Genomic DNA, 10,731 nt, shown 5'->3' on the forward strand with positions numbered 1-10,731 from the left:
GGGTCTTCACCTTCGGGAGGCCGCGTGCAGAGGGCGGGTCCCGGCCGCTCGGGTCACTAACCTTGCGCCATGACAACGGCTCTCATCACGGGTTCGACCGCGGGCATCGGCGCCGCGTTCGCGCGCAGACTGGCGGCGGACGGGCACGATCTCGTCCTCGTCGCACGGGACACCAAGCGGCTGCACGAGCAGGCGACCGAGTTGCACGACCGGCACGGCATCGAGGCGGAGGTGCTGACCGCCGACCTCGCCACCGACGAGGGCATCGAGAAGGCGGCCGCCCGTCTCGGGGACCGCAGGAAGCCGGTGGACCTGCTGGTCAACAACGCCGGCTTCGGCAACAAGGGGCGCTACCTCGACGTCTCCATGGCCGACGAGCTCAGGATGCTGAAGGTGCACTGCGAGGCGGTGCTGCGGCTGACGTCGGCGGCGACGGCGGCCATGCGCGGGCGCGGGCGCGGCGGCGTGGTCAACGTGGCGTCCGTGGCGGCCTTCGTGCCGCGCGGGACCTACGGGGCGTCCAAGGCGTGGGTCGTGCAGTTCACGCAGGGCGCCGCGAAGGACCTGGCGGGCAGCGGGGTGCGGCTGATGGCGCTGTGCCCGGGCTTCGTGCGCACCGAGTTCCACGAGCGGGCCGGGATGGGCACGGACAACATCCCGGGCTGGATGTGGCTGGACGCGGACAAGCTGGTCGCGGCGGCGCTGCACGACCTCGCGCGCGGGAAGTCGCTGTCGATCCCGGACCCGCGCTACAAGGCGCTGATGGGTCTGGTGAAGGTGGCGCCCCGGTCGCTGCTGGGCGGGATCAGTTCGAGGACGGGCCGCCGGTACGGGCCGCAGTGACGGGTGCGGCGGCGAACGGGTGACGTGGGCGCTCCGGTGGGAAAATGAGCGGGACGGGACCGGGACCCAGGGGGGCCGGAGGCGGCGTCATGACGTTCGTACAGCTCATCGACTGCAAGACCAGCCGGTTCGACGAGATGGACCGGCTGATGGACACGTGGGTCGAGCAGACCCGGGGGAAGCGGACCGCGACGCACGCGGTCGTCGCCAAGGACCGCTCCGACGGCTCGCACTTCGTCGAGATCGTCGAGTTCCCCTCGTACGAGGAGGCGATGCGCAACTCCAACCTCCCCGAGACCGGCAAGATCTTCCAGGAGCTGGTCGCCCTGTGCGACGAGATGCCGACGTTCACGGATCTCGACGTCGTGCGGGACGAGCAGTTGTACGCGCGGACGGCCCGGCTGTTCTTCGAGACGATCGGCACGCGGGGCGAGCTGCCGCCGCTCGACGGGCTGATCGCCGAGGAGTACCACGACCACGATCCGGCCAATCCGCAGGACGCCCTGGGGATGGACGCGATGCGGCGGCAGATCGAGGGGTGGCGCGCCGGCTTCGACTTCGCCTTCGTGCTCGACGACCAGATCGCCCAGGTCGACCGGGTGTGCAGCCGCTGGTCCTGGCACGGCCGCCACAAGGGCGACTTCATGGGGATCCCGGCCACCGGCAGGGACGTCACCATGACCGGGACGACCGTCTTCCGGTGCCGGGAGGACGGGAAGATCGTCGAGGGCTGGTGGCAGTACGACCGCCTCGGCCTGATGGACCGGCTGGGGGCGTTGGACGCGCTGGAGGGGTAGCCCTCCGGGCCGCCGCGGGAGCGGCGGACGCACGCCGGAGGCCCGGCGCCTCCTGTCCGGAGGGCGCCGGGCCTCGGTTACTGCGGGGGTGAACCGACCTGGGTCAGTGCGAGTGGCCGTGGCCGTGGCCCGCGGCGGCCGGCTCTTCCTCTTCCTTCTTCTCGACGACGAGGGTCTCGGTCGTCAGGAGGAGGGAGGCGATGGAGGCGGCGTTCTCCAGGGCGGAGCGGGTGACCTTGACCGGGTCGATGACGCCGGCCTTGACCAGGTCGCCGTACTCGCCGGTGGCGGCGTTGAAGCCCTGGCCCTTGTCGAGCTCGGCCACCTTGGCGGTGATGACGTAGCCCTCGAGGCCCGCGTTCTCGGCGATCCAGCGCAGCGGCTCGACGACGGCGCGGCGGACGACGGCGACACCGGTGGCCTCGTCGCCGGTCTTGCCCAGGCCGCCCTCCAGCACCTTGGCGGCGTGGACGAGAGCGGAACCGCCACCGGAGACGATGCCCTCCTCGACCGCGGCGCGGGTCGCGGAGATGGCGTCCTCCAGGCGGTGCTTCTTCTCCTTCAGCTCCACCTCGGTGGCGGCGCCGACCTTGATCACGCACACGCCGCCGGCCAGCTTCGCGAGGCGCTCCTGGAGCTTCTCGCGGTCCCAGTCGGAGTCGGTGTTCTCGATCTCGGCCTTGATCTGGGCGATGCGGCCCACGACGTCCTCGGAGTTGCCGCCGCCGTCGACGATGGTGGTGTCGTCCTTGGTGACGGTGACACGGCGCGCGGAGCCGAGCACGTCGATGCCGACCTGGTCGAGCTTGAGGCCGACCTCCTCGGAGATGACGGTGGCGCCGGTGAGGACGGCCATGTCCTGGAGCATCGCCTTGCGGCGGTCGCCGAAGCCCGGGGCCTTGACCGCGACCGCGTTGAAGGTGCCGCGGATCTTGTTGACGACGAGGGTGGAGAGCGCCTCGCCCTCCAGGTCCTCGGCGATGATCAGCAGCGGCTTGGAGGAGTTGGTCTGGATGACCTTCTCCAGCAGCGGCAGCAGGTCGGCGATCGAGGAGATCTTGCCCTGGTTGATGAGGATGTAGGGGTCCTCCAGGACGGCCTCCATGCGCTCCTGGTCCGTCACGAAGTACGGCGACAGGTAGCCCTTGTCGAAGGCCATGCCCTCGGTGAAGTCCAGCTCCAGACCGAAGGTGTTGGACTCCTCGACGGTGATGACGCCGTCCTTGCCGACCTTGTCCATGGCCTCGGCGATGAGCTCGCCGACCTGCTGGTCCTGGGCGGACAGCGCGGCGACGGCCGCGATGTCGGACTTCTCGTCGATCGGGCGGGCGGTGGCCAGCAGGTCCTCGGAGATCGCCTTGACGGCGGCGTCGATGCCCTTCTTCAGGGCGGCCGGGGAGGCGCCGGCGGCGACGTTCTTGAGGCCCTCGCGCACGAGCGCCTGCGCGAGCACGGTGGCGGTGGTCGTACCGTCGCCCGCGATGTCGTTGGTCTTGGTCGCCACCTCCTTCACCAGCTGGGCGCCGAGGTTCTCGTACGGGTCCTCGATCTCCACCTCGCGGGCGATGGTGACGCCGTCGTTGGTGATGGTCGGGGCGCCGAACTTCTTGTCGATGACGACGTTGCGGCCCTTGGGGCCGATCGTCACCTTGACGGTGTCGGCAAGCTTGTTGACGCCGCGCTCAAGGGCGCGACGGGCGTCCTCGTCGAACTTCAGGATCTTCGCCATGGGAGCGGTTCAGCCCTCTCGGAAAGCGTGGGAGAAAACGAACCGCGCCCCCAGCGCCCGGCTGCACAAAGTAGCGGGGGCCAGGGGCGCAGTTCACTGCAGAACTGGGTGAATTACTTCTCGATGATCGCGAGGACGTCGCGAGCCGAGAGGACGAGGTACTCCTCGCCGTTGTACTTCACCTCGGTGCCGCCGTACTTGCTGTACAGGACGACATCGCCGACCTTGACGTCGAGCGGCAGGCGCTCGCCGTTCTCGAAGCGGCCCGGGCCCACCGCGAGGACGGCGCCCTCCTGGGGCTTCTCCTTCGCGGTGTCCGGGATGACCAGGCCAGAGGCGGTGGTCTGCTCGGCGTCGAGCGGCTGGACCACGATGCGGTCCTCGAGCGGCTTGATGGCAACCTTGGAGCTGGTGGTCGTCACGATCCGACCTCCCCCTTCGGAGATCTCACGGGGTTAACTGTCTGAGGTGGCGACCAGGTGGATCCGTCGTCGCGGGTGCCGGACCTGCCCGTCGCTGTGTTGGCACTCTCCAGTGGTGAGTGCCAGAGCCGAGACTATGACCGCGATTAGCACTCGGTCAAGCGGAGTGCCAATGACAGCGGCGCGTCGGCCACGATCCGGCTCGGACGAGCGCCCCGGCGCCCGGTGCGGCGCCCTACAGGTAGTCCTCCAGCCGGCCCACCGTCAGGCCCTCTTCCTGCACCTGCCGCAGCAGCCGGGTGGTGCGCTCGCGCAGGACCGGGCCCGTCGTCTCGTCCGGGGCGACGGCGACGATGTCCCCGGGGCGCAGCCGGTGCGGGCCGCGGGGGCCGTGGGCGGGGGCGAGGCCGTCGGGGCCCATCGCGGCGCGCCACAGGACGAGGGCGGTGATGCCGCAGTCGGCGGCGGCGCGCCGGGTGGTGGCGTCGTAGGCGCCGTAGGGCGGACGGAAGAGGCGGGGGCGCAGGCCGAAGCGGGCGCGGAGCTTGTCCTGCTGGCCGCAGATCTCGGCCCGTTGGCCGGCGTAGGGCAGGCCGCGCAGGACCGGGTGGTCGAGCGTGTGGTTCTGGATGCTCGCGCCGACCGACCGCAGCCGGGCGAAGTGCGCGTACCCCGGGCCGACCACGCTGTCGGTGAGGAACATGCTCACCGGCAGGCGCAGTTCGCGGACCATGTCGACGAAGCGCGGGTCGCGTTCGGCGCCGTCGTCGTAGGTCAGGAAGACGACCTTGTCGGTGGTGGGGACGTGGTCGAGGACCGGCGGGAGGCCGGTTCCCGGGCTGCCGGGCAGGACGCGGGCGGGGTGGGCCGGCGCGGCGGCCGGCGGAGCGGTCAGGCCCCAGCGGCGGTAGGGGGCCGGGGCGGGCTCGTGCCCCCGGGCGGCGGCCTTCCTGCCCAGGCGCTCGATCGGGTCGACGGACTGGGCGCAACCGGTCAGGGTCGCCAGGATCAGCAGAGCGGCCGTCAGCGCGCGGGCCCTCACAGGTAGTCCTCCAGCCGGGCCACCGCGTAGCCCTTCGCCGTGACCTTGTCCAGGAAGCGGCGGACCATGCCGGGCATCGTGCCCTTCCAGTCGCCGCGGCCGCGGAAGTGCGTGAGCACGATGTCGCCGGGATGCAGGTCCTGGTCCGCCTCGCGGTACTCCCAGTGGTCGGCGAAGACCTCCTCGTCCCAGAGCGGGGCGTAGCGCACCCCGCAGGACTTCGCGGCGCGCAGGGTGTCCTGGTCGTAGTTGCCGTAGGGCGGCCGGAAGAGGGCGGGCCGTTCGCCGAAGCGCTCCCGCATCACCTCCTGCATGCCGCAGATCTCGCGCTTCTGGCGGGCGTAGGAGAGGGCGGGCAGGTAGGGGTGGTGCAGGGTGTGGTTGTTCAAGGTCACCCCCAGGTCCCGCATCTTCTTGAAGTAGCCGTAGTCGTCCTTGATCAGGTAGTTGCTGAGGAAGGCGGTGTACGGGACCTTCAGCTCGTTCATCATGCGCAGGAACGCCGGGTCCTTCTCGGCGCCGTCGTCGACGGTGAGGAAGACGACCCTGTCGTCGGTGGGGACCGTGGTGAAGACCGGGGGCAGGCCGAGTTCCTCGTGGTCGTCGACCTCGAAGCCCTTGCGGGTGGTGATCTCCGGCTTGTGCGCGGGCGGCGCCGGGGGCGTCAGGGGGACCCCGCGCAGGCCCCAGCGCCGCGCCGCGGCGACCCTGGCCTGCTGGGCGGCGCGCAGCCGGCCGGCGTACGCGTGCAGGGCGCGGGCGGCCGGCGCCTGCGGCGGCGCGGCCTTGCGGGGCTGCTGGCCCGGAGCGGGGCGGACCGCGCCGCCGCCCCCGCCGCCGCCCGCGCAGCCGGACGCGAGGGCGGACAGCGCGAGGACGAGGAGCGCGCCCCGGATCCCCGTACGGCCGCGGTCGCGCCGGACGCCCGTGCGTCCGCCCCGGCACGACCTCTGAGAACAACCGCGGTTGTCATCATTTTGTACGACAGGTCCCATGGCGCCGGATCCTCGCAGCCGCCGTCCTCGAACCCGGACCGACACCGCCGCCGGACGCCCACCATCCACCGACTGGCCCACACCGATCGCCGACCGGGTCGGGTCCGGCGCCGGGAGGCGGTCCGCCCGGCGCCGGAACCCCGTGACCGGCGGGGCCGCCCGTGGCCGACAATGGCGGGGTGAACGACCTCGCTCCGCTGCTCACCCCCGAGGGCCTCGCCCTCCTCGACGCGGTGCGCGGCACCGCGCCCGCCGACGAACTCGCCGTCGCCACCCGGCTGCGCCGCGAGCATCCCGCCGACCTCGTGTCCGCGGCCATCGGCCAGGCCCGGCTGCGGCAGCGGGCGGCGGTGAAGTTCGGCGCCGAGGACGCGGACCGGATGTTCTTCACGGCGAACGGCGTCGAGCAGTCGACGCGGGCCAGCGTCGCCGGCTACCGGGCCGGCCGGATGCGGGCGCTCGGCGTGACCTCGGTGGCCGACCTGTGCTGCGGGATCGGCGGCGACGCGATCGCGCTCGCCCGCGCCGGGATCCGGGTGCTGGCGGTGGACCGGGACCCGGTCACCGCCCAGGCCGCCCGCGCCAACGCGAAGGCGCTGGGACTGAGCGAGCTGATCGAGGTGCGCGAGGCGGACGTCACCGAGGTGGACACCCGTGGCTACGACGCCGTGTTCGTCGATCCCGCGCGCCGGGGCGGACGCGGACGCGTCTTCGACCCCGAGGCCTACTCGCCGCCGCTGTCCTGGGCGGTCGGCGCCGCCCTGGCGGCGCCCCGCGCGGCGCTGAAGATCGCGCCCGGCGTGCCGCACGAGGCGATCCCGGCCGAGGCCGAGGCCGAGTGGATCTCGGACGGCGGCGACGTGAAGGAGGCGGTGCTGTGGTTCGGCACCGCCGAGCCGGGCGCCGTCCGGGCCACCCTGCTGCCGGGGCCGCGCACCCTGCTCGGCGGCCGCCTGCCCGACCCGCCCGTGCGGCCGGTCGGCAGGTACCTGTACGAGCCCGACGGCGCGGTGGTCCGCGCCCATCTGGTCGCCGACGTGGCCCGGGAGGTCGGCGGCGGGCTGGTCGACGAGACCATCGCCTATGTCACCGCCGACGCCCTGCGCCCCACCACGTACGCCACCGCCTACGAGATCACCGATCAACTCCCCTTCAACGTCAAGAAGTTGAAGGCGCTGCTGCGGGAGCGCGGGGTCGGGATCCTGACCGTCAAGAAGCGGGGCTCGGCGGTCGAGCCGGAGGAGCTGCGCCGGAAGGTGCTCTCCAAGGACCGGGGGCCGCACTCGGCGACCGTCTTCCTGACCCGGGTGGCGGGGGCGCCGACGATGCTCGTCGGCGCCCCCGCCCGCCCGGCCGCTACTGCCGGTGGAGCGTCCTGAGCGAGGCCGCGTTCGGCTGGGCGCCGACCGGACCGGAGCGACGCGCCGTGGCGGCGGGCGCCGCGGCGGGCCCGTCGCCGCCCAGCGCGAAGGCGCTCGGCCGCGCGGGCGCCGGGACGATGCCGTCGTAGTACGGGTGGTACGCGAAGAAACCGCCGCCCGCGCTCTCGGCGGCGCCGGCCGTGTTCAGCTCGGCTCCCGTGACCCCGGCGGTGGGACCGAAGGCGGCCGTGAAGTCCACGCTGGCCGACTCCCGCAGCAGGTAGCTGTTGACCTCGCTCGACAGCGTCGGACGAGCCGTCCACAGCAGGGGCCCGAAGACGTTCGTCGCCGCGGCCGCGGAGACTCCGTCCCGCCAGGCGCCGCTGTAGGCGAGGGCGGTCGACTCCGGCGCGATCCACCAGAACTTCGCGATGCCCACCGAGATCGCCGCGTCCGTACCGCCCGCGATCGGGTAGTACGAGTACGTCGACGGCCACCGCGGGTAGTTTCCGTGGGTCAGCGCGTACGCGGCCGCCGAACCCACGGTGATGATCATGGTCTTGTCGGGGTTCAGGCTGTTGAGGTACGCCTTGACCGACGCGGGGAGCGTCTTGCCGTTGGTGAGCACGACGCCGCCGGCGCTTCCCGCGCCGTCCGCGCCGGCCGCGGTGGCCGCCGAGAGGGCCGCCCGGTACTCGGAGCCGCCGGCCAGGAACACGTACTTCGGGCTCGGGGCGATGGCCTTCGCCACGGCCACCGAGGTCGCGTAGCGGTCCGCGCCGGACACCCGCTTCACCGCGTAGCCGAGCGCCTTCAGCTGGGTGGCGACCGAGCCGTTGAGGACGGCCGTGCCGCCCACCAGGTAGACGGTGGACCCCGGCCGCACCGCGCGCTTCAGCTCCCGCTTGACCGGCGCCGACAGACCCGTCTTCGGGGTCATCAGCACCGGGCCCCGCTTCTTGCCGGCCAGCGCGGGCGCGGTGAGGGCGTACGCCGGGTCGTCGCGGTTGACGAGCACCGCGGACTTGGCGTTCAGCAGGCCCGGCACGCTCTGGCCGACGGTGTTCCAGGTCCAGCGCGAGGACGCGATGTTGGTGTAGTAGGCGTCGGCGCCCCAGACGCGGGCGGTGCCGTTCTTGCGCAGGGGCTGCCAGCTGGGGTTGCTGCCGGTCGCCCGGTCGCCGATCCTGGTGAGCTCGCCGGTGGCCAGGTCGACGTACTCCGTGGTGTGCACGTCGTCGCCGGACCGGGAGGTGTGGGCGTCGAAGACGATCCGCTTGCCGGTGGGCGACCAGGACGGGTTGGCGAACAGCCGGGGCCCGCTGGTGCGCTGGCGGACGTCGGTGCCGTCGGCGTTCGCCGTGAAGATCTGCGGCGCGCCGTCGACGGTGCGCACGAAGGCCAGCTTGGTGCCGTCCGGCGAGTACGCGGGCTGCCCGGCGTCGGTCAGGACGCGCTTGACGGTGTCGGCGTTCGAGTCGAAGACGAAGACGGCCCCGTTGTCGCGGCAGCCGTGGGCGCCGCGCTCGAAGGCGACCTGGCCCTGCGGGTTCACGGTCGGGTCGGTGTCGCAGACGTCGGCCGGTTCCAGGGCGGCCGGCAGCAGCGGGCCGGGCGCGTACGAGCCGTCGGAGGGACCGTAGGCGAGCTGGCCGCCGCTGGAGAAGACGACGTAGCGGCCGCCCCACCAGAACGTCAGGTCCTCGTAGGAAGGCGACGTGCGCATGCCCCGCGCCGGAGGCAGCGCGATCTTGTTGGAGCCGTTGGGGCGGACGCTGCTCCAGGCGGAGACGATGCGGCTGCCGTCCGGCGCCCAGGTGGCGTAGGCACCCACGTTGGGGACGTGCAGCACCCGGCCGGTGGTCGGATTGGTCAGGGCTCCGCCGTCGGTGAGGACGGCGCCCTCGACGCCGGGCCACGGCCCGGCGTCGTCGGCGGCGGCGCCCGGCGCGGTGGTCAGCGAACCCATCGCGGCGAGCACGGCCGTGGTGGCGAGCGCCGCGGCACGGCGGCGCAGGAACGGTCTCAAGTTGTGGACCCCCCGGTCACAAGTCGTCAGAAGTGCCGCGCGCGGGCTGGGTCGACGTCCCCGGAGAGTCCCCCTGTCCGGGGCCGACCGCACAGCCGTCTCACAGCGGCTCGGCCACTGTAATGGCCAACCGGCCCCAGGGAGAACAGAGTTACTAGTGAACAGATGTTCAAATGCCGCTCTCTCCCGCGCGGCACTCCGCCGCCCGGGCCAGCAGGAGGTCGCGCTCCCGCTCGTTGCCCGTCAGCCCGGCCGCCCGCTCGAACTCGGCCCCGGCCTCCGCCGTGCGGCCCAGGCGCAGCAGCAGGTCGCCACGGACGCTGGGCAGGAGGTGGTACGCGCGCAGGGACGGCTCGGCGCAGAGCCCGTCGACGATCTCCAGTGCGGGCTGCGGCCCTTCGGCCATCGACACGGCCACGGCACGGTTGAGTTCGACGACCGGGGACGGGGCCCGGACGGCCAGCAGGCCGTACAGGGTGGCGATGGCCGCCCAGTCGGTGTCCTCGTAGGCCTGGGCGTGCGCGTGGCAGGCGGCCACGGCGGCCTGGAGGGCGTAGGGGCCGGGCGCCCCGGACGCGGTGGCGCCGGCCCGGTCCAGGGCGGCGATGCCCCGGGCGAGGAGCCTCCTGTCCCAGCGGCGGCGGTCCTGGTCGCGCAGCAGGACGGGCGAACCGTCGGGGGCCGTGCGGGCGGGGGTGCGGGAGGCCTGGAACTCCAGGAGCGCGGCCAGCGCGTGGACCTCGGGCTCCTTCGGCATCAGGGCCGCCAGTTGCCGGGCCAGGCGCAGCGCGTCCTCGCACAGCGCCGGGCGCAGCCAGTCGTCGCCGGCGGTCGCCGCGTACCCCTCGTTGAAGATCAGGTAGATCACGTCCAGGACCGAGCCCAGCCGCGCCTCGCGGTCGGGTCCGTACGGCACCTCGAAGGCGACGTTCCTGGCGGCGAGGGTCTTCTTGGCGCGGACGATGCGCTGGGCGACGGTCGGCTCGGGGACCAGGAAGGCGCGGGCGATCTCCGGCGTGCTCAGACCGCCGAGCAGCCGCAGCGTGAGGGCGGTGCGGGCCTCGGCGGACAGCACCGGATGGCAGGCGGTGAAGACGAGCCGGAGCAGGTCGTCGTCGATGTCGTCGGGGCCCGCGGGCTCCTCGGGCGGCGCGGTCTCGGTCTGGAGGTCGCGGCCCATCTCCCGCAGCTTGCGGGCGTAGTTCTCGCGACGGCGGACCAGGTCGACGGCGCGGTGCCGGGCGGCCGCCGTGAGCCAGGCCCCGGGGTTGTCCGGCACGCCGTCACGCGGCCACTGCTCCAGCGCGGCCACCAGCGCGTCCTGGGCCAGCTCCTCCGCGATGCCCACGTCGCGCACGACCCGGGCGACGGTCGCGACGACGCGGGGGTACTCCAGCCGGAAGACGGTCTCGATGGCGGCGCGGGGGTCCGAGGCGGCGCGGCGCTCCCGCCGCGGGCCGCGGTCCGGGACGGCTCCGCCGTCCGGCGCCGGGGCGGGGGTGCCGGCCGGGGC

9 protein-coding genes are annotated in these 10,731 nt (G+C 73.1%); 3 read left to right on the forward strand and 6 right to left on the reverse strand.

Annotated features, from left to right (window positions below):
* The first annotated feature begins 69 nt into the window (after positions 1 to 69).
* Together KMS84_RS20660 and KMS84_RS20665 are read left to right on the forward strand one after the other, a co-directional pair.
* Positions 70 to 843 carry an SDR family NAD(P)-dependent oxidoreductase gene (locus KMS84_RS20660; RefSeq protein ID WP_256917828.1) on the forward strand — a complete coding sequence of 258 codons (774 nt, stop codon included), beginning with the start codon at positions 70 to 72 and terminating at the stop codon, positions 841 to 843.
* A gap of 89 nt (positions 844 to 932) precedes the next feature.
* Entirely contained in the window at positions 933 to 1,640 is a 708-nt protein-coding gene (locus tag KMS84_RS20665) for an ester cyclase (protein WP_256917829.1), read from the forward strand.
* A 103-nt stretch (positions 1,641 to 1,743) separates the two neighbouring features.
* Here KMS84_RS20665 and groL read toward each other — a convergent pair whose 3' ends face one another.
* The 4 genes from groL to KMS84_RS20685 form a co-directional block, all read right to left on the reverse strand.
* Entirely contained in the window at positions 1,744 to 3,369 is a 1,626-nt protein-coding gene (gene groL / locus KMS84_RS20670; protein ID WP_256917830.1) for a chaperonin GroEL, read from the reverse strand.
* A gap of 113 nt (positions 3,370 to 3,482) precedes the next feature.
* Positions 3,483 to 3,791, reverse strand: coding sequence for a co-chaperone GroES (gene groES, locus KMS84_RS20675; protein ID WP_020132158.1), 309 nt, complete (start codon positions 3,789 to 3,791; stop codon positions 3,483 to 3,485).
* A gap of 235 nt (positions 3,792 to 4,026) precedes the next feature.
* Positions 4,027 to 4,833 (reverse strand): polysaccharide deacetylase family protein, encoded by an 807-nt coding sequence (locus KMS84_RS20680; protein WP_256917831.1) that lies wholly within the window; start codon positions 4,831 to 4,833, stop codon positions 4,027 to 4,029.
* Positions 4,830 to 5,828: a polysaccharide deacetylase family protein gene (locus KMS84_RS20685; RefSeq protein WP_256917832.1), complete on the reverse strand. Its 999-nt coding sequence runs from the start codon at positions 5,826 to 5,828 to the stop codon at positions 4,830 to 4,832. The genes KMS84_RS20680 and KMS84_RS20685 overlap by 4 nt, the downstream gene beginning before the upstream one ends.
* A gap of 179 nt (positions 5,829 to 6,007) precedes the next feature.
* On the opposite strand from KMS84_RS20685, the gene KMS84_RS20690 reads away from it, so the two are divergent.
* A complete protein-coding gene (locus tag KMS84_RS20690; RefSeq protein WP_256917833.1) occupies positions 6,008 to 7,207 on the forward strand; it encodes a THUMP-like domain-containing protein in 1,200 nt (399 codons plus the stop codon).
* On the opposite strand, the gene KMS84_RS20695 is transcribed toward KMS84_RS20690, so the two are convergent.
* Both KMS84_RS20695 and KMS84_RS20700 read right to left on the reverse strand, forming a co-directional pair.
* The gene (locus KMS84_RS20695) at positions 7,185 to 9,218 is read right to left on the reverse strand and encodes a cell wall-binding repeat-containing protein (protein ID WP_256917834.1); all 2,034 of its coding nucleotides are present in this window, start codon (positions 9,216 to 9,218) and stop codon (positions 7,185 to 7,187) included. The genes KMS84_RS20690 and KMS84_RS20695 overlap by 23 nt on opposite strands.
* Positions 9,219 to 9,387: 169 nt before the next feature.
* Positions 9,388 to 10,632, reverse strand: coding sequence for an RNA polymerase sigma factor (locus KMS84_RS20700; protein WP_256917838.1), 1,245 nt, complete (start codon positions 10,630 to 10,632; stop codon positions 9,388 to 9,390).
* Positions 10,633 to 10,731 lie beyond the last annotated feature (99 nt).

This window comes from Streptomyces hilarionis, from assembly GCF_024539675.1.
GTDB lineage: Bacteria > Actinomycetota > Actinomycetes > Streptomycetales > Streptomycetaceae > Streptomyces > Streptomyces hilarionis.